Annotated in this window: 18 protein-coding genes; 17 read left to right on the forward strand and 1 reads right to left on the reverse strand. The window is 69.7% G+C overall.

Features of this window, described 5'->3' with window-relative positions; genetic code table 11:
• Window positions 1-287: 287 nt before the first annotated feature.
• The 5 genes from dop to prcA all read left to right on the forward strand — a co-directional run bounded on the left by dop (window position 288) and on the right by prcA (window position 4,315).
• On the forward strand, window positions 288-1,799 hold the full coding sequence (gene dop, locus ACFVJX_RS34390; RefSeq protein WP_384136260.1) for a depupylase/deamidase Dop: 1,512 nt from the start codon (window positions 288-290) through the stop codon (window positions 1,797-1,799).
• Between the two features lie 120 nt (window positions 1,800-1,919).
• Window positions 1,920-2,138 (forward strand): ubiquitin-like protein Pup, encoded by a 219-nt coding sequence (locus ACFVJX_RS34395; protein ID WP_384136258.1) that lies wholly within the window; start codon window positions 1,920-1,922, stop codon window positions 2,136-2,138.
• Window positions 2,139-2,343: 205 nt separating this feature from the next.
• On the forward strand, window positions 2,344-2,574 hold the full coding sequence (locus tag ACFVJX_RS34400; RefSeq protein ID WP_384136270.1) for an endonuclease domain-containing protein: 231 nt from the start codon (window positions 2,344-2,346) through the stop codon (window positions 2,572-2,574).
• Window positions 2,526-3,371 (forward strand): proteasome subunit beta, encoded by an 846-nt coding sequence (gene prcB, locus ACFVJX_RS34405; RefSeq protein WP_384136256.1) that lies wholly within the window; start codon window positions 2,526-2,528, stop codon window positions 3,369-3,371. Before ACFVJX_RS34400 ends, prcB begins: the two co-directional genes overlap by 49 nt.
• Before the next feature lie 59 nt (window positions 3,372-3,430).
• Complete coding sequence (gene prcA / locus ACFVJX_RS34410; protein ID WP_384136254.1) at window positions 3,431-4,315, forward strand: proteasome subunit alpha; 885 nt, start codon at window positions 3,431-3,433, stop codon at window positions 4,313-4,315.
• A gap of 54 nt (window positions 4,316-4,369) precedes the next feature.
• Here prcA and ACFVJX_RS34415 read toward each other — a convergent pair whose 3' ends face one another.
• Window positions 4,370-5,413, reverse strand: coding sequence for a LacI family DNA-binding transcriptional regulator (locus ACFVJX_RS34415; protein WP_384136252.1), 1,044 nt, complete (start codon window positions 5,411-5,413; stop codon window positions 4,370-4,372).
• 134 nt (window positions 5,414-5,547) lie between these two features.
• Here ACFVJX_RS34415 and ACFVJX_RS34420 point away from each other — a divergent pair, with 134 nt between their 5' ends.
• From ACFVJX_RS34420 to ACFVJX_RS34475, 12 genes are all read left to right on the forward strand, one after another.
• Window positions 5,548-6,807, forward strand: coding sequence for an MFS transporter (locus ACFVJX_RS34420; RefSeq protein ID WP_384136249.1), 1,260 nt, complete (start codon window positions 5,548-5,550; stop codon window positions 6,805-6,807).
• Window positions 6,808-7,148: 341 nt separating this feature from the next.
• Window positions 7,149-8,510, forward strand: a complete 1,362-nt coding sequence (gene pafA / locus ACFVJX_RS34425) for a Pup--protein ligase (protein WP_384136247.1) — start codon at window positions 7,149-7,151, stop codon at window positions 8,508-8,510.
• Window positions 8,511-8,671: 161 nt separating this feature from the next.
• The gene (locus tag ACFVJX_RS34430) at window positions 8,672-9,628 is read left to right on the forward strand and encodes an FKBP-type peptidyl-prolyl cis-trans isomerase (protein ID WP_384136245.1); all 957 of its coding nucleotides are present in this window, start codon (window positions 8,672-8,674) and stop codon (window positions 9,626-9,628) included.
• 43 nt (window positions 9,629-9,671) lie between these two features.
• The gene (locus ACFVJX_RS34435; RefSeq protein WP_384136243.1) at window positions 9,672-10,043 is read left to right on the forward strand and encodes an FKBP-type peptidyl-prolyl cis-trans isomerase; all 372 of its coding nucleotides are present in this window, start codon (window positions 9,672-9,674) and stop codon (window positions 10,041-10,043) included.
• Between the two features lie 114 nt (window positions 10,044-10,157).
• Window positions 10,158-11,111, forward strand: coding sequence for a WYL domain-containing protein (locus ACFVJX_RS34440; RefSeq protein WP_356317442.1), 954 nt, complete (start codon window positions 10,158-10,160; stop codon window positions 11,109-11,111).
• A gap of 13 nt (window positions 11,112-11,124) precedes the next feature.
• Entirely contained in the window at window positions 11,125-12,081 is a 957-nt protein-coding gene (locus tag ACFVJX_RS34445) for a helix-turn-helix transcriptional regulator (protein ID WP_384136240.1), read from the forward strand.
• A 17-nt stretch (window positions 12,082-12,098) separates the two neighbouring features.
• Window positions 12,099-12,377: a hypothetical protein gene (locus ACFVJX_RS34450; protein ID WP_384136239.1), complete on the forward strand. Its 279-nt coding sequence runs from the start codon at window positions 12,099-12,101 to the stop codon at window positions 12,375-12,377.
• 81 nt (window positions 12,378-12,458) lie between these two features.
• A complete protein-coding gene (locus ACFVJX_RS34455; protein WP_384136237.1) occupies window positions 12,459-12,656 on the forward strand; it encodes a hypothetical protein in 198 nt (65 codons plus the stop codon).
• 224 nt (window positions 12,657-12,880) lie between these two features.
• Entirely contained in the window at window positions 12,881-13,177 is a 297-nt protein-coding gene (gene tatA / locus ACFVJX_RS34460) for a Sec-independent protein translocase subunit TatA (RefSeq protein ID WP_384136235.1), read from the forward strand.
• Between the two features lie 63 nt (window positions 13,178-13,240).
• Window positions 13,241-14,203: a twin-arginine translocase subunit TatC gene (gene tatC, locus ACFVJX_RS34465; RefSeq protein ID WP_384136233.1), complete on the forward strand. Its 963-nt coding sequence runs from the start codon at window positions 13,241-13,243 to the stop codon at window positions 14,201-14,203.
• Between the two features lie 18 nt (window positions 14,204-14,221).
• A complete protein-coding gene (locus tag ACFVJX_RS34470; RefSeq protein WP_384136231.1) occupies window positions 14,222-15,130 on the forward strand; it encodes a diacylglycerol kinase in 909 nt (302 codons plus the stop codon).
• A 44-nt stretch (window positions 15,131-15,174) separates the two neighbouring features.
• Complete coding sequence (locus tag ACFVJX_RS34475) at window positions 15,175-18,009, forward strand: DEAD/DEAH box helicase (RefSeq protein WP_384136268.1); 2,835 nt, start codon at window positions 15,175-15,177, stop codon at window positions 18,007-18,009.
• Window positions 18,010-18,070: the final 61 nt, after the last annotated feature.

Below are 18,070 nucleotides of genomic sequence, written 5' to 3' on the forward strand. Positions count from 1 at the left end.
GTGGCCGAACCCGATCGACACGGTGGCGAACACCGGGCAGTACCTGTAGAACGCAGAGCGGCTGCGGATGCCCGGCCGGGCATCCGCAGCCGGTTGCTTTCCGGACAGCTCCGGCGACACCGGAGCAATGACGTAATTGATCTCCCCACCAGCACAGTGGCGCCCTAGGCTCTTGCGTACCGCCCGGTCGCGCAGTGCGGGTACGGGCAGACCGCGCACGCACCGGACAAGCAGCGGTACTTGAGCGCCGCTCCCGGAAGGGAGCGCCGCCGGGCAAGGAGGGCCGCATGACCGTACGGCGAGTAATGGGCATCGAGACGGAGTACGGGATCTCCGTGCCCGGCCACCCCAACGCCAATGCCATGCTCACCTCGTCCCAGATCGTCAACGCGTACGCGGCGGCGATGCACCGGGCGCGCCGCGCCCGCTGGGACTTCGAGGAGGAGAATCCGCTGCGGGACGCGCGAGGCTTCGACCTCGCCCGCGAGACCGCCGACTCCAGCCAGCTCACGGACGAGGACATCGGCCTGGCCAATGTCATCCTCACCAACGGGGCACGGCTCTACGTCGACCACGCACACCCCGAGTACAGCTCCCCGGAGATCACCAACCCCAGGGACGCGGTCCTCTGGGACAAGGCCGGCGAGCGGATCATGGCGGAGGCCGCCGAGCGCGCGGCCCAGCTGCCGGGCGCCCAGCCGATCCACCTGTACAAGAACAACACCGACAACAAGGGCGCCTCGTACGGCACGCACGAGAACTATCTGATGAAGCGGGAGACCCCGTTCTCGGACATCGTGCGCCACCTGACCCCGTTCTTCGTCTCGCGCCAGGTCGTCACCGGTGCGGGACGGGTCGGAATCGGCCAGGACGGCCACGAGCACGGCTTCCAGCTCAGCCAGCGGTCCGACTACTTCGAGGTCGAGGTCGGCCTGGAGACCACGCTCAAGCGCCCCATCATCAACACCCGCGACGAGCCGCACTCGGACGCCGAGAAGTACCGCCGGCTGCATGTGATCATCGGCGACGCGAACCTCTCGGAGATCTCCACCTATCTCAAGCTGGGCACCACCTCACTGGTCCTCTCCATGATCGAGGACGGCTTCATCAACGTCGACCTGGCCGTCGACCAGCCGGTGCGCACCCTGCACCAGGTCTCCCACGACCCGGATCTCCAGCAGCTGATCACTCTGCGCAGCGGCCGGACACTCACAGCGGTACAGCTCCAGATGGAGTACTTCGAGCTCGGCCGCAAGTACGTCGAGGAAAAGTACGGGGCCGACGCCGACGAGCAGACCAAGGACGTCCTGGCCCGCTGGGAGGACACGCTCAACCGGCTGGAGAGCGATCCGATGAGCCTGTCCGGGGAGCTGGACTGGGTCGCCAAGCGGGAGCTCATGGAGGGCTACCGCCGCCGTGACGACCTCGACTGGGACGCGCCCCGCCTGCACCTGGTGGACCTCCAGTACGCCGACGTGCGGCCGGACAAGGGCCTGTACAACCGTCTGGCGGCCCGCGGCAGGATGAAGCGCCTGCTGGACGAGAACGAGGTCGAGCAGGCCCGTACGGCGCCTCCGGAGGACACCAGGGCGTATTTCCGCGGCCGCTGCCTGGAGCAGTACGCGGACGACGTCGCCGCGGCCTCCTGGGATTCGGTCATCTTCGATCTTCCGGGTCACGACTCGTTGCAGCGGGTACCCACCATGGAACCGCTCCGGGGCACCCGCGACCACGTCAAGGAGCTCCTGGACCGCTGTCGTACCGCGGAAGAGCTGGTCCGGGTGCTGACGGGCGGCTGAAAGGGCCGCCGACTGGGAATCATTCCGATGACCTCCGGACGTTGAGACAAGTACCGGGCCAATGTCGGACCCCGTAGGTAGGGTCTGATCAAGTGCTTCGAACCGAGCGGGGTGAGCTATATGGCGACCAAGGACACCGGCGGCGGACAGCAGAAGGCGACGCGCTCCACCGAGGAGACCGAGGAGCAGGCGCAGGACGCGCAGGGCTCCGAGGACCTCAAGGACCGGCAGGAGAAGCTGAGCGACGACGTCGACGACGTTCTCGACGAGATCGATGACGTCCTCGAGGCCAATGCCGAGGACTTCGTGAGAAGTTTCGTCCAAAAGGGCGGGCAGTAAGGCGCCCATGTCCGAATCGCGCGAGGCGAAGTGGCGCTCCGGCTGTACCAGGGAGTCGCCGCACCCGTGCTTCGCGTCGGGCAGGGTCTCGGTGTGACGGGCTGCGACCGCGGTGCCGGCAGTGCGTGGCCGCTCCCAGCGCCTCGCACCACCGGCACCGCCGGAAGCCCGGCACGGCGCGTGCCGGGCCCGGCACGAGGGCGTGATGCCGTCGCGGCCGGGTGCCCGCACGATCTGTCCGGCTGCTCCTGCCGTACATGTGGATCACTGCCATGAGACGGGTAGGGTCCGAGACGTACCGTGCTTCAACTGCAATTCGGCCATCGGCAAGTTGGGAGACGATCCTGACACCTTGCGCAGGGCCGTCGCTTACCTGGAGGGAAACGCGTGGAAGCCAACACTCGTAGCACCGGGCGTCTACCAGCTGCCTTCCTGACGCCGGGATCGTCCTCCTTCATGGACTTCCTGACCGACCAGTCGCCCGCGATGCTGCCGGGCAACCGGCAACTGCCGCCCTTGAAGGGGGCCATCGAGGCCCCGCACGGGACGACGATCGTCGCGGCGTCGTTTCCCGGTGGCGTGGTCCTGGCCGGTGACCGGCGGGCGACCATGGGCAACATGATCGCGCAGCGCGACATCGAGAAGGTCTTCCCGGCCGACGAGTACTCGGCGGTGGGCATCGCCGGTACGGCCGGTCTGGCCGTCGAGATGGTCAAGCTCTTCCAGCTCGAGCTGGAGCACTTCGAGAAGGTCGAGGGTGCCCAGCTCTCCCTGGAGGGCAAGGCCAACAGGCTCTCCACGATGATCCGGAGCAACCTGGCGATGGCCATGCAGGGGCTCGCCGTGGTGCCGCTCTTCGCCGGCTACGACGTCGACCGGGAGCGCGGCCGGATCTTCTCGTACGACGTCACGGGGGGCCGTTCCGAGGAGCAGGGGTACGCGTCCACCGGCTCCGGATCGATCTTCGCGCGCAACTCCATGAAGAAGCTCTACCGCGAGGACCTGACGGAGGAGCAGACACTCACTCTGGTCGTGCAGGCGCTGTACGACGCGGCGGACGACGACTCGGCGACCGGTGGACCGGACGTGGCCCGGCGGATCTATCCGATCGTCACCGTCATCACCGACGAGGGTTTCCGGAAGCTGACCGAGACGGATTCGGCGGAGATTGCCCGCTCGGTTCTGGAGCGGCGGCTCGTACAGCCCGACGGCCCGCGCGCCGAGCTGCTCTGACCCCTCGTTCCCAGGCTTCTTCGATGCTCTTGTCACTGACAGAAAGGGACGGATAGCCGGTGTCGACGCCGTTCTATGTCTCACCTCAGCAGGCCATGGCCGACCGGGCGGAATACGCCCGGAAGGGCATCGCCCGTGGTCGCAGCCTGGTTGTGCTGCAGTACACCGACGGCATTGTGTTCGTCGGCGAGAACCCGTCCCGTGCGCTGCACAAGTTCAGCGAGATCTATGACCGGATCGGTTTCGCCGCCGCCGGTAAGTACAACGAGTACGAGAATCTCCGCATCGGCGGTGTGCGCTACGCCGATCTGCGTGGATACACCTATGACCGTGACGATGTGACGGCCCGTGGACTGGCGAATGTCTACGCGCAGACGCTCGGCACCATCTTCTCCAGTGCGGCCGAGAAGCCGTACGAGGTGGAGCTGGTGGTCGCCGAGGTGGGCGCGGCGGCGGACGGCGACCAGATCTACCGGCTGCCGCACGACGGATCGATCGTGGACGAGCACGGCTCGGTCGCGGTCGGCGGCAACGCGGAGCAGATCAGCACCTTCCTGGACCAGCGGCACCGGGACGGGATGTCGCTGGCCGAGGCGCTGAAGCTGGCGGTGCAGGCGCTGTCCCGCGATCCCAACGGCAGCGAGCGGGAGATCCCCGCGGAGCGGCTGGAGGTCGCGGTCCTGGACCGTACGAGGCCGCAGCAGCGCAAGTTCAAGCGGATCGTCGGCCGGCAGCTCGCCCGGCTGCTGGAGGCGGACGGCGCCGGCTCGACGCCGACGGACGCGCCCTCGGACACTGAGGACGGCGACGACACCACCTCCGCGGCGACTCCCACCGCCAAGTCGGGTGGGAAGAAGGCCGTCACCGACTCCGGCGATTCCGCGAAGTCCGGCGAGTCGGCCGATTCCACCGACTCCACCGATTCAGGTGGGGACGTGGAGTAGCACCTTCCACCGTGCCCGGTCCCCGGTCCGCCTCCTCGGCGGGCCGGGCACCTGTCATGAGCGGGAGTCGCCGCCCGCGGGCGGGGGAGCGGACGAGCCGCGCACCACCAGGTGCACCGGCAGGCTGCCCGTTTCGGCCGTGCGGCCCTCCAGGACGGCCAGCAGAGCGCGCATGCCGCGCTCACCGACCTGTTCGGCGGGCAGCTGAACGGTGGTGAGTTCCGGCTCCACCGCCGTGGCCAGGGCCAGATCGTCGAAGCCGGTGACGGAGAGGTCGTCCGGAACCCGCAGCCCGAGCCGGCGGGCGGCCTTGCAGGCGCCCGCGGCCAGGATGTCGTCGTCGCAGACGATGGCGGTGGGGCGGGGCCCGGGGAGGGCCAGCGCGCGTTCCACCGCCTCGCGGCCGGCCCGTACGTCCAGCGCGGCCGGGACGGTGCGTACGTCGGTGCCCGGGACGCCGCGCAATGCCTCCTGGACGGCCTCGGCGCGGACGGCGAACGTCCAGGTGTCGACCGCCGACGCGAGATGGACGAAGCGGCGGTGGCCGAGGGCGAGCAGGTGCTCCGTCACCTGGCGCATCCCGTCGGCGACATCGAGGTTGACCCTGGCCGCCGGGCCGGGGGCCGATGGGTCGCTGTCGAGCATGACCAGCGGCAGATCGGCGCCGTGCAGGGCGCCCAGCGCGTCGGCGGCCATGGACGAGGCGATGACTCCGTCGAGAGCGGCGCGGGCCGAGGCGAAGGGGTCCCGGGCCGGGCCCGTGCCGTCCGGTGAGGGGTAGAGCACGACGCCGAAGCCGTGCTCGGCGGCGACCGCGGCGGCCCCCGTGTACACCCGGGCGAAGAACTCGTTGGTGAGCGCGGGGACGACGAGCAGCGCGGTCCTGGTGCGGCCAAGGCGCAGATTGCGGGCGGCGAGATTCGGCCGGTAGCCGAGGTCGTGGGCGGCCTCCCGCACCCGTTCCGCGGTGGCTCCGGACACCCGGCCGCGCCATTTGCCGCCGAGCACCAGGGAGACGGTGGCCTGCGAGACGCCTGCGGCCCGTGCCACGTCACGGCTGGTGGGCCGGGACGGGGCGGGCTGTGCTGGGCTGGTCACTCGGGCCTCCGGGCCGGTCGGTGCAGGACGACGTGCGGTGGACCTGCGGACTGGACACATGGTACGTATGAACCCGGAAGTTATACGTAAAACCTAGGGTGGCCGAAAGGGCGTCCCGGGGAGAGGGGCGGGACATGGCCGCGGGATATCTGGACATCCTCCGGGCGCGGCACGCCGCCCGGCTGCTGACGGGAACCCTGGTGGGGCGGCTGCCGAACGGCACCGCCCCCATCGCGATCGTGCTGTTCACCCGCGCGGAGGGCGGCAGCTACGCGCTCGCGGGCGCGCTCGCCGCGGTGTACGGCCTGGGCACGGCCGTCGGACAGCCGCTGCTGGGCCGTGCCGTGGACCTGTACGGCCAGCCGCGCGTCCAGCTGCCCGCCGCGGTGCTGTCCGCCCTCGGCATGGCGCTGCTCGCGGTGGTGGGGTTCGGGACGCTGCCGCTCGCGTACGCGGCCGTCGCGGTGGCGGGGGTGGCGACACCGCCCCTGGAGGGTGGTCTGCGGGCCCTGTGGCCGAGTGTCCTCGGCAGCGAGGACCGGGTGCACCGGGCGTACGCCATGGACGCCGTCGCGCAGGAGGTCATGTTCACGGTGGGGCCGCTGCTGGTGACCCTGCTGGTCGCCCTCTGGTCGCCCGCCGCCGCCCTGCTCGTCATCAACGCGATCGGGGTTCTGGGGGCGCTGTCCGTCGTGCTGTCCGAGCCGTCCAGGACGTGGCGTTCAGCTCCGCGCGAGGCGCACTGGCTGGGCGCGCTCCGCTCGCCGGGGCTGCTGGCGCTCCTCGGCGCCTTCTTCTTCGTCGGACTGGCGCTCGGCTCCATCACCGTGGCGGGTGTCGCCTACGCCGACGACCACGGCCAGGAGTCCGTCTACGGGTGGCTGATGGCGGCCCTGGGACTCGGTGCGCTGATCGGCGGTTCGGTGTACGGGGCACGGCAGTGGGCGGGGCCGCCGGAGCGTCGGCTGCGGGTGATCGTGGCGCTGCTGGCGCTCGGCTACCTGCCACTGACGCTGACTCCCGGAGTGGTGACGATGACCGTGCTGGCGGGTGTCGCCGGGGTGTTCCTGGCCCCTGCGATCGCCTGCTCGTTCATCGTGGTCGACCGGCACGCCCCGAGCGGCACGGTGACGGAGGCCTTCTCCTGGCTCGTGACCACGTTCGGGGTGGGGGCGGCGGCCGGAACCGCCGTGGCGGGCCCGGCCGTGGAGCTGGGCGGGACGGCGTGGAGCTTCGCCGTCGCGGGGGCCGGCGGATTGGCGGCGCTGCTGGTGCTGCTGGCCACCGGAAGGGTCCTCGCGGTCCCCGGACACAGTGTGGTCGCGTCCCGTGGAGCGGAGGGGGACCGCGAGGGTGCGGTCGAACCCGGATTGCGCGCGGACCCCCAGGCGTGACGCAAGCCCCGGCGGGGTTCCTGTGCGCGGCCAGTGCGGCGCCAACGCATCCGCAAGCGGACGGCGTCGGCGCAGCGGGCGGAGCCTCCCCGGAGCCGTACGCCTGACGGTCCGACGGGCCGGACCGCCCCCTCCGGCGCATCCGGGTCTCCGGGACCGGCACCGTGACACGGCCGCCCGCCGGGGCCGGTGGAGTGGCGGCGCCGGAGGTTCCGCCGGCCACCGGAAGGGTCCTCGCAGCTCCCGGGCGTAGTGCCGTTGCGGTGCGAGGATCGGAAAATGATCGAAACGGTGCCGTCGAACCCGGTTTCAGCTCGGTCCATAAGGCGTAATGTTCAGTCATGGACCGCCGCATTTTCGGGCTGGAGAACGAGTACGGCGTCACGTGCACGTTCAGGGGACAGCGCCGACTGTCTCCTGATGAAGTGGCGCGCTACCTCTTCCGCCGTGTTGTGTCATGGGGCCGCAGCAGCAATGTCTTTCTGCGGAACGGCGCCCGCCTCTACCTCGACGTGGGATCGCATCCGGAATATGCAACCCCCGAATGCGACAACCTGACCGAACTGGTCACTCACGACAAGGCCGGCGAGCGCATTCTCGAAGGCCTGCTTGTCGACGCCGAACGCCGCCTGCACGAGGAGGGAATCGCGGGCGACGTCTATCTCTTCAAGAACAACACCGACTCGGCTGGAAACTCCTACGGATGCCATGAGAACTACCTCGTGGCCCGGCACGGAGAATTCTCCCGGCTCGCGGACATCCTCATTCCCTTCCTCGTCACGAGGCAGCTGATCTGCGGGGCCGGCAAGGTGCTGCAGACCCCACGGGGTGCCGTGTACTGCGTCAGCCAGCGTGCCGAGCACATCTGGGAAGGCGTCAGTTCCGCGACGACGCGCTCCCGTCCGATCATCAACACCCGGGACGAACCGCACGCGGACGCGGAGCGGTACCGCCGCCTCCACGTCATCGTCGGTGACTCGAACATGTCCGAGACGACCATGCTGCTCAAGGTCGGCGCGACCGACCTGGTGCTCCGCATGATCGAGGCGGGCACGGTGATGCGGGACCTGACACTGGAGAACCCCATCCGGGCGATCCGGGAGGTCAGTCACGACATCACGGGGCAGCGCAAGGTGCGCCTCGCCAGTGGCCGCGAGGCGTCCGCCATCGAGGTGCAGCGCGAGTACTACGAGAAGGCCGTGGACTTCGTCGACCGCCGCGGCATCCGCACGGGCAATGTCGAGAGGGTCCTCGAACTGTGGGGCCGTACGCTCGACGCGATCGAGGCCGAGGACCTCGACCGGATCGGTACCGAGATCGACTGGGTCATGAAGTACAAGCTCCTGGAGCGGTACCGGGCCAAGCACAACATGACCATGTCGAATCCGCGGGTCGCCCAGATAGACCTCGCCTACCACGACATCCACCGCCGCCGGGGCCTGTACTACCTGCTGGAGCGCAAGGGGCAGGCCGCCCGCGTCTGCAACGACCTGAAGATCTTCGAGGGCAAGTCGGTGCCCCCGCAGACCACCAGGGCGCGGTTGCGCGGCGACTTCATCCGCCGGGCCCAGGAACAGCGGCGGGACTTCACCGTCGACTGGGTCCATCTCAAGCTCAACGACCAGGCCCAGCGGACGGTGTTGTGCAAGGACCCGTTCCGTTCCGTGGACGACCGAGTGGAGAAGCTGATCGCGGGTATGTGAGCCGGCGCGGAACGCTCCTCGGCTCTCCCGGGCATGTCACAGGCCCCGGCGCGACTCGGGCCCCGTACGTTCCTCGTGCGGGGCCCTTGCCACGCCCTAGAGTGTCGTGGACCCCCCGGGGCGCGTCCCCACACATGTGTCGTCTGAGATCTGAGGAACCAGTGCGCCGACTTGCCGGCCTTCTAGTCGTCCCCCTGCTGCTGCTGTCAGCGGCCTGCGGCAGCGACGACAAGGGCTCCGACTCCGCTTCCGCCTCCGCGTCCGCCCCGTCCAAGGGTGGCCTCCCCGCCATCACCTCCGGCGCGAAGTTCGGCGAGAAGCCCACCCTGGCCAAGGGCAGCGGAACGCCGCCCAAGGAGCTGAAGACCAACGTCGTCAGCGAGGGCGACGGTGCGAAGCTCAAGAACGGCGACGCGATCCAGGTCAACTACCTGGGGCAGGCCTGGGACTCCACCAAGCCGTTCGACAACAGCTTCGACCGCAAGCAGCCGTTCGATCTGACGCTCGGCGCCGGCATGGTCATCCAGGGCTGGGACAAGGGTCTGGTCGGCCAGAAGGTCGGCAGCAGGGTCGAGCTCGTCATTCCGCCGGACCTCGGTTACGGCGATCAGGCCCAGGGCGACATCAAGGCCAACTCCACCCTCGTCTTCGTCGTCGACATCCTGAAGGCGAAGGAGATCCCCGCGTCCGCCAAGGGCAGCGAGGTCGCACAGGACAACATGGACCTGCCGAAGGTGGGCACCAAGACGGACGGCAAGGCGCCGTCCGTCAAGATCCCCAGCAAGGTCGACCCGCCGAAGAAGCTGGTCTCCAACTACGTCCTGGAGTCCAAGGGCGACGTCATCAAGGGGACCGACAGCGTCGTCGTGAACTACGTGGGTCTGCTGTGGAAGGACGGCAAGACGTTCGACAGCACCTACGCGACGGGCAAGACGCAGACCTTCCCGCTGGCCCAGGTCACGCTCAAGGGGCTCAAGAACGGCCTGGTCGGAAAGAAGATCGGCAGCCGGGTGCTGCTCGTCATCCCGCCGGACCAGGGCCTCGGTGACAAGGCACAGCAGTCCGTGCCCGCGAAGTCGACGCTCGTCTTCGCCGTGGACATCCTGGCGAAGATGTAAGACTGTCCCGGTTGCCCAGTTCATCATTTAGAGGAGCAAGTCAGTGAGCATCGACAAGCCCGAGATCGACTTCCCGGGTGGCGAGCCGCCGGCCGACCTGGAGATCAAGGAGATCTGGGAAGGCGACGGCCCGGTCGCCCAGGCCGGCCAGACGGTCTCCGTCCACTACGTGGGCGTGTCCTTCTCCACCGGTGAGGAGTTCGACGCCTCCTGGAACCGTGGCACCCCGCTCCAGTTCCAGCTCGGTGCCGGACAGGTCATCGCGGGCTGGGACAAGGGCGTGCAGGGCATGAAGGTCGGCGGCCGTCGCCAGCTGACCATTCCCGCGCACCTTGCGTACGGTGACCGCGGCGCCGGTCGCGCCATCGCCCCGGGCGAGACGCTGATCTTCGTCTGTGACCTGGTCGCTGTCTGATCCCGCAGCTGTGCGATCCGAGGGCCCGTGCCGCAAGGCACGGGCCCTCGCTTTCGTCCGGACACCCCGGAGCGGTACGGTCGAGGGTCGTAGAGCAAAACAGAAAGGGCGTCGATGGCGATTGCCAAGGCCGAGCGGCTGATGAACCTGGCACTGTGTCTGCTGGGAACCCGGCGCCCGCTCAGCAAGCGCGAACTGCGCGGTTCCATCGAGGCCTACCTGGAGGCGGGCTCCGACGACGCCTTCAACCGGATGTTCGAGCGCGACAAGGACGATCTGCGCGAGCTCGGTCTGGTCATCGAGACCGTGGAGAACCTGGACGGCGACACCGGCTACCTCGCCCGCCGGGACAGCAACCGGCTGCCCCCGATCACGCTGGACGCCGAGGAGGCCGCCGCGCTCGGGCTGGCCGCGAAGGTCTGGCAGCAGGCCCGGCTGGCCGGCGCGGCCAGTGGGGCCCTGCAGAAGCTGCGGGCGGCCGGCATGCCGGAGACCGAGGACGCCTACGAGGTGCACAGTGCCCTGGAGCCCCGCATCCCCGTCCACGAGGCCGCGTTCGAGCCGCTGATGCTGGCCTGCCGGGACCGCCGGCCGGTGACCTTCGACTACCGCAAGGCCAATGCCGCCCGGCCCGAGCAGCGCCAGGTCGAACCGTGGACGCTGGAGTGCTGGCGCGGCCACTGGTACCTGGCCGGCTGGGACCGGGAACGAGGCGCCGAGCGGGTGTTCCGGCTCTCCCGGATCGCCGGCAAGGTGCGCTCCCGGGCCGGTGCGTTCACCGCCGAGGTGCCCGACGTCGTCACCGTCCGCGAGACGGTCGAGAGCTGGGCCGGTGAGACGGCCACCCGCACCGCCCTGATCAGGCTGCGGGCCGACTCCGGCTACCCGCTGCGGGCCCGGGCGATATCGGTCCGGGAACTCGGTGACGGGTGGGAGGAGTTGGAGATCCCGTACGGACACGGTCTGGACGCCTGGCTCGTCGAGTTCGGCCCGGACGTCGTCGTACAGGAACCTGCTGATCTGCGGGCCGACGTGGTGGACCGGCTGCGTGCCGTGGCCAAGGACTGAGGGGACCGAAACCATGGCCACGAACGCCATCGACCAGACCCGCCGGATGCTCTCCCTGGTGACGTATCTGCGTGAGCGCCCCGGCGCCCATGTCCAGGACGTGGCACGGGCCTTCGGGATCACCGAGGACGAGCTCATCTCGGATCTCGACGTCCTCCCCATGTGCGGAACCAGCTTCCGCGGCGGAGACCTCCTGGACATCGACACCGACGGCGACCGGATCTGGTGGCACAACCCGGACGACGTCGCCGAGCCCCTGCGGCTCGCCGCCGACGAGGCGACGGCCCTGCTGGTCGCAGCCCGCGCGGTCGCGACGCTGCCCGGACTGCGCGAGAGCGACCGGCAGGCACTGCTGCGCGCCACCGCCAAGCTGGAGGCCGCCGCCGGTGAGGTCGGAGCGGCGAGCTCCCGGCTCTCCGTCACCTTTGAGTCCGAGGGCGGTGTCTTCGCCGACGTGGACCGGGCGATCTCCGAGCGGCGCCGGCTCTGGCTGCGCTACTACTCGCCCGCGCGCGACGAGCTCACCGAGCGCGAGGTGGACCCGATCCGGCTCTTCGCCGTGGGGCACACCTATATGGAGGCCTGGTGCCGGTCCTCCGAGGACCGGCGCACGTTCCGCCTCGACCGGGTCGCCGAGATCCGGCTGCTCGACGAGCCGGCCGCACCGCCCGAGCTGGAGCTGCGCGATCTGTCGGAGGGGCTGGTCCAGCCGGCGGCGGAGGACCCGGAGGTGGTGGTCGAGGTCGGCCCCGGCGGGCGCTGGGTCGCCGAGTACTACCCGCACGACAGCGCGCACGAGCTGGCCGACGGCGGTCTGCGGATCACCCTGCGGACCCCCGACCCCGTCTCGCTGCGCCGCCTCGCTCTGCGTCTCGGCGGTGAGGGGCGGATCGTCTCGCCGCCGGAGCTGGCGCAGAGCGCACAGCGGGCGGCCCGTGCGGCACTCGCCGCCTACGACGGCCCGGCCTGAGAGGCGCTCGAGGAGATATGGGCAATATGTCTGCTGTGTCGGGAGTTTCCTCCGTGACGACCGTCGTCGTTCCCGAGTCCGTGCGGTTCCGGGCCGCCTGCCCGGACTGCCGTGCGCGGTTCGAGCTGGCGGCGGGCGCCATCCGGCTCGCGATCGGCGCCACCAGCCGGACGACGTTCTACTCCTTCACCTGTCCCGAGTGCCACGCCGCCGCCCGCAGGCCCGCGGGGGAGCGGATAATCGAGCTCCTCACGGGCGGCGGCGTGCGGACGCTGCGCCTGCACACCGGTGTCTAGAACCACACCGGCGTCCGGAACCACACCGGCGTCCGGCATCAGGAACCACATCCGGACACGAGAAACATCGAGGCTCTGCGCATGTTCTGGCCCATGCTCGCCATCGCCCTGGGATTCCTCGGGATCGCCGTCCTGGGCGTGCTGGCCATCAAGGTCTTCATCGAGGCCCAGCGGCTCGGTCACCAGGTGACACGTACCACGGACCGCATCAACCGGGCGGCCGAGGACCTGGAGCGCGCGGCCACGGATCTCGCGGCCACGGGTGAAACCCTGCGCTAGGGCCGTTCGATCGGAGCGGGCGCGGCCTCCTGTTTCCCGGTTCCGGGGGGTACGCTGCTGGTGACGGCCCTGTGAGCGAGGCATGGGCCGTAATCGCATAGATGCGCGGGTATTGCCCTGCGTTTACTCGTGCGGGATACGATCGCTGACAGTACGACGATCGGACGTCCGTCCGACGCTCGGTCCGCCCCACCCCTGCTGCCTCGGTGAGAAGGTACACGCATATGTTCGGAAGGCTCGGCGCTCCCGAGATCATCCTGATCCTCGTCGTCATTGTTCTGCTGTTCGGCGCGAAGAAGCTTCCGGACATGGCTCGCTCGCTCGGCAAGTCGGCCCGCATCCTCAAGAGCGAGGCCAAGGCGATGAAGTCCGAGGGCGGCCCGTCGGCCACCCCGGCCGAGCCTGCCGCTGACGACGCCGCTCAGGACCAGGCCGCCCCGCGCACCATCCAGGCCGCCCCCGGTGATGTCACCAGCTCCCGTCCGGTCGCTGAGCCGACCGATTCGACGACCAAGCGCTGACAAACCGGGCCGATGCAGGCGTCCTGACCGGTGACGGCCTGCTGCACGAGATGAGGACGTGGGTTGCTCAAGTCTGCCCGCACACAGGAGACGGATCCAGAGGGCCGCATGCCTCTGGTGGAGCACCTGCGTGAGCTGCGTAACCGACTGACGAAGGCGTTGCTGGGGATCGTCCTCGTGACCATCGTCGCCGCGTTCTTCTACAAGGGGATCATCGAGTTCTTCACCGATCCCGTACTGAAGTCGGTCGGCTGCGAGTTCAGCTTCGCCGAGCTGACGCAGAGGCAACAGACGCAGACCAGCGTCACCTGTGCGCGCATCGTCCTCAACGGCCTTCTGACGCCGTTCACCCTCGCGCTCAAGGTCTCGCTGATGGCGGGAATCGTCCTGTCCTCGCCGATCTGGCTCTACCAGCTCTGGGCCTTCGTCGCGCCCGGCCTGCACAAGCACGAGAAGAAGTACTCGCTCGGCTTCGTCGGGGCGGGCTTCCCGCTGTTCCTCGCGGGCGGATTCTTCGCCTACAAGACGCTGCCGACGATGGCCAGGGTGCTGCTGGGCTTCTCGCCGGAGGGCCTGGACAACCAGTTGCCGCTGGACGACCTGCTGGACCTCATCACACGCATGGTGGTCGTCTTCGGGCTCTCCTTCGAGCTTCCGCTGTTCCTGGTGATGCTGAACTTCGTCGGGATCGTCACGGGCAAGCGCATGCTCGGCTGGTGGCGCGGCATGATCATGGGCATCACGGTGTTCGCCGCACTGGCGACCCCCAGCACGGATCCGCTCACCATGCTGGCCCTCGCCGGTCCGATCTGGGTGCTCTACTTCGTCGCCACCGTGATCTCGCTCCTCAACGACCGCCGCAAGGCGCTGCGGGCCTCCGGAGGCCCGGCCGACGACGAGGCCTCGGACCTGGACCTCACCCCCGAGGACATCGACGAGACCGAGTCGGTCTCCGCGCGCGGATCGCTGCCCGCGCAGGCGTCCTCGGACCGTGACCGGGTGAACGGTTACGACGACATCACCTGACCTTGTAAGGTCCCCCGGGTGACCAGCGAGATCACTCTTTTCGTCAATCCCACCGCAGGACGCGGCCGGGGCGCGCGTGCCGCGCAGCCGGCCGCTTCCGCGTTGCGGGACGCCGGATTCTCCGTCCGTACGGTCCTCGGTGAGGATGCCGACGACGCGTTGCGGCGGGCGCGCGAGGCCGTGGCGGGGGGAACCGGCGCGCTGATAGCCGTCGGCGGTGACGGCATGATGTCCCTCGCCCTCCAGGCCATCGCCGGGACGCCGACCCCGCTGGGTGTCGTGGCCGTCGGCACCGGGAACGACTTCGCCCGTGCCCTCGGTCTGCCGATACGGGACCCGGCCGCCGCGGGCCGGCTGGCCGCCGAGGCGCTCAAGGGCAGCGTCGTCCGCGAGATCGATCTGGGCCGGGTCGGCGACCGGTGGTTCGGGTCCGTCCTCGCCTCCGGCTTCGACTCCCGGGTCAACGACCGGGGCAACCGGATGCGCTGGGTCGGCGGCCGGTTCAAGTACGACCTGGCGATCCTCGCGGAACTCGCCGCGTTCAGGCCCCTCACCTATCGCATGAGCCTGGACGGCGGGCCGGTCCGGGAGATCCGGGCGACGCTGATCGCCGTCGGCAACGGATCGACGTACGGCGGCGGCATGCGGATCTGCGCGGACGCCGTCATGGACGACGGACTGTTCGACGTCACCGTCGTCGGCGAGTGCAGCCGCACCACCCTGCTCAAGGTGTTCCCCAAGGTCTACAAGGGAACCCATCTCGGCCACCCGGCCGTCACCGTGCACCGGGTCTCCTCGATCGAGCTCGAAGCCGTCGGTGTCACCGCGTACGCGGACGGTGAACCCCTCGGCGCCCTGCCGCTGACCGCCACGTGCGTTCGGGGCGCCGCCAGGGTCCTGGGGGCGGGTTCTTCCACGGGCGATTAAAGATCGCGTCACTGTCAGAGGTGGCGGGTAGGCTCGTGGACAAGATGACAGAGGACCTCTCACCAGCTGAGCGATACCAGGCTTCCCGGATCCGAGCCGCCGAGCAGGCGACCGCGCTCGGGCCGTTCCGCGAGATGTACGAGTTCGATCTGGACCCCTACCAGATCGAGGCCTGCACGGCGCTGGAGTCGGGCAAGGGTGTGCTCGTCGCGGCCCCGACCGGATCGGGCAAGACCATCGTCGGCGAGTTCGCCGTGCACCTCGCCCTGGAGCAGGGCCGCAAGTGCTTCTACACCACGCCGATCAAGGCCCTCTCCAACCAGAAGTTCGCCGACCTCGTCAAGCGCTACGGCGCGGACAAGGTGGGCCTGCTCACCGGTGACAACAGCGTCAACGCCGATGCCCCCGTGGTCGTCATGACCACCGAGGTGCTGCGCAACATGCTGTACGCGGGCTCCCAGGCGCTGACCGGGCTCGGCTACGTGGTGATGGACGAGGTGCACTACCTCTCCGACCGCTTCCGGGGTGCGGTGTGGGAGGAAGTGATCATCCACCTGCCCGAATCCGTGACACTCGTTTCGCTGTCGGCGACCGTGTCCAACGCGGAGGAGTTCGGCGACTGGCTGGACACCGTCCGCGGCGACACCGCCGTGATCGTCTCCGAGCACCGCCCCGTGCCGCTCTGGCAGCACGTGCTGGCCGGCCGCCGGATGTACGACCTCTTCGAGGAGGAGAGCGACCACGGCGGCCGCGGGGTCGGACGCCGTGAGGTCAACCCCGACCTCGTCCGGCTCGCCCGGATGGAGAACCAGCGCGGATACAACCCGCGCGAGCGCCGGCGCGGAAAGATGGTGCGCGAGGCGGACCGCGAGCGTGAGCGGCGCCAGCGGAGCCGGATCTGGACCCCCTCCAGGCCGGAGGTCATCGACCGGCTGGACGCCGAGGGGCTGCTGCCCGCCATCACGTTCATCTTCAGCAGGGCCGGCTGCGAGGCCTCCGTCCAGCAGTGCCTGGCCGCCGGGCTGCGGCTCAACGACGAGGACAAGCGACGGCTGGTCCGGGAGATCGTCGAGGCGCGCACGGCGTCCATTCCCAGCGAGGACCTCCATGTCCTCGGCTACTACGAATGGCTCGAAGGCCTGGAGCGTGGCATCGCCGCGCACCACGCCGGCATGCTGCCGACGTTCAAGGAGGTCGTCGAGGAGCTCTTCGTGCGCGGCCTCGTCAAGGCGGTCTTCGCGACGGAGACCCTCGCGCTCGGCATCAACATGCCCGCCCGCTCCGTGGTGCTGGAGAAGCTCGTCAAGTGGAACGGCGAGCAGCACGCCGACATCACCCCCGGCGAGTACACCCAGCTGACCGGCCGGGCCGGCCGGCGCGGGATCGACGTCGAGGGCCACGCGGTAGTGCTCTGGCAGCGGGGGATGGACCCGGGAGCGCTGGCGGGACTCGCGGGCACGCGTACGTATCCGCTGCGCTCCAGCTTCCGCCCCTCCTACAACATGGCCGTGAACCTGGTGCAGCAGTTCGGCAGGCACCGCTCGCGCGAACTGCTGGAGACCTCCTTCGCACAGTTCCAGGCGGACCGGTCGGTGGTCGGGATCTCCCGCCAGGTCCAGAAGAACGAGGAGGGCCTGGAGGGCTACAAGGAGGGAATGACCTGCCACCTCGGCGACTTCGAGGAGTACGCGCGGCTGCGCCGCGACCTCAAGGACCGCGAGACGGAGCTGGCCAAGCACGGAGCCTCGCAGCGCCGGGCCGCCGCAGCGGCGTCCCTGGAGAAGCTCAAGCCCGGCGACGTGATCCATGTGCCGACCGGGAAGTTCGCCGGGCTGGCGCTCGTCCTGGACCCGGGTCTGCCCGCCGGGCGTACCAACGGGCACGGCCACCGGGGGCTCGAATACCACGACGGGCCGCGGCCGTTGGTACTGACTGCCGAACGGCAGGTCAAGCGGCTCGCCTCGATCGACTTCCCGGTGCCGGTGGAGGCGCTGGAGCGGATGCGCGTCCCGAAGTCGTTCAACCCGCGCTCACCGCAGTCGCGGCGCGATCTGGCGTCCGCGCTGCGCACCAAGGCCGGGCACATCGTGCCGGAGCGGCACCGCAAGGAGCGGTCCGTCGCGGCCGACGACCGCGAGATCGCGCGCTACCGGGCCGAGTTGCGCGCGCACCCCTGCCACGGGTGCGCCGAGCGCGAGGACCATGCCCGGTGGGCCGAGCGGTACCACAGGCTCCAGCGGGACACCCAGCAGCTGGAGCGCCGCATCGAGGGGCGCACCAACACGATCGCCCGGACCTTCGACCGGATCGTGGCCCTGCTGACCGAACTCGACTACCTGCGGGGCAGCGAGGTGACCGAGCACGGGCGGCGGCTCGCCCGGCTCTACGGCGAGTTGGACCTGCTGGCGAGCGAGTGCCTGCGCGCGGGTGTCTGGGAGGGCCTCAACCCCGCCGAACTCGCGGCATGCGTCTCGGCGTTGGTCTACGAGGCACGGCAGTCCGACGATGCGGTGGCGCCGAAGCTGCCGTCCGGACCGGCCAAGACCGCGATGGGCGAGATGGTCCGGATCTGGGGGCGGCTCGATGCCCTGGAGGAGGACTTCAAGATCAATCAGGCGGAGGGGGTCGGACAGCGCGAACCCGATCTCGGATTCGCCTGGGCGGTGTACATGTGGGCGTCCGGCCGGACGCTGGACGAGGTGCTGCGCGAGGCCGAGATGCCGGCGGGGGACTTCGTGCGGTGGTGCAAGCAGGTGATCGATGTGCTGGGGCAGGTGGCGGCCGCGGCGCCTCGTGAGGGCAGTTCGGTGGGCCGGAGCGCTCGGAAGGCGGTCGACGAGGTGCTGCGGGGAGTGGTGGCCTACAGCTCCGTGGGGTGAGGACGCGGTGGCCCGGGGCGGGCGGGGTCCGGGGCGGTGGCCCGGAGCCGCCGCCCCGGAC

It is taken from the genome of Streptomyces sp. NPDC127177, from assembly GCF_042672475.1.
Lineage (GTDB): Bacteria > Actinomycetota > Actinomycetes > Streptomycetales > Streptomycetaceae > Streptomyces.